Source organism: Asticcacaulis sp. AC460 (genome assembly GCF_000495795.1).
Lineage (GTDB): Bacteria > Pseudomonadota > Alphaproteobacteria > Caulobacterales > Caulobacteraceae > Asticcacaulis.
Genome location: NZ_AWGD01000072.1, coordinates 1 through 740 on the forward strand (window position 1 = coordinate 1; position 740 = coordinate 740).

At 48.1% G+C, this 740-nt stretch carries 2 protein-coding genes; both read left to right on the top strand.

Translation table 11 applies throughout. The annotated features are described in order from the left end of the window. On the top strand, positions 1 to 328 hold a 328-nt coding region (locus tag ABAC460_RS50280), incomplete at its 5' end, for a hypothetical protein (protein WP_200863706.1). Then, the coding region (locus ABAC460_RS49410) for a hypothetical protein (protein WP_200863707.1) at positions 321 to 740 on the top strand (420 nt) is incomplete at its 3' end. The genes ABAC460_RS50280 and ABAC460_RS49410, both read left to right, overlap by 8 nt.

The window sequence follows — 740 nt, forward strand, 5'->3', positions numbered from 1 at the left end:
TAGTGATGAAAATGCTGTCAATGGTGAGCGAGATGACAAGCATCTAACGTTTTTCGATGAGCAAAACCCAACTGATCAGGTTGGTATTGGTGTGTGTGGTGAATCCAGTGTTTGCCACCTTGATCCACCTTACTCATGTTATTTATGTCCAAAATTTCAGCCTTATCGGCACGCTAACCATGAACAGATACTGGAATGCTTGCTGGCTGGTCGTGAAGAGCGTTTAAAAAAGTACGAGAATGCGCGATTGGGCATACAGCTTGATGAGGTGATCGCAGCGGTTGCGCAAGTAGCCAAACTCTGTGAGGAAGGGGGGGACAATGTCTGACGGTCGCTCTAATCGCAAGGCTAAGGTTGTCCCTTTCGTCGATCGTCTTGAGCGTGACAGGAATAAAAACCTCAAATCTTTAGTCAGCAAAGCAAAGCTAATGAAACTAGAAGGGTTTGAGTCGGTTGTTTGGGATGACCCCGAGTGGCAAGTCGATGCAGGTCGCCTGGTCAAGTTAACTGGTAGAAACACGAAATCAGCCTCATTTGGTTTTTCGCTATCTCCGAAGCTCGGCTCTGAGCCACTAGATGGTTGCTGGGAGGTGGTTGCCAAGGCGCTATTCGCTCTCAGGTTCCACAGAAAGCATCAATCAACACCCAATCAGCGTAATTTCATTACCGCTATTGGATATGTCTCATTTGCTGCGAACCAGATCGGTCAAGAGCTGGCCAGACTGACGCCTGAGTCGCTG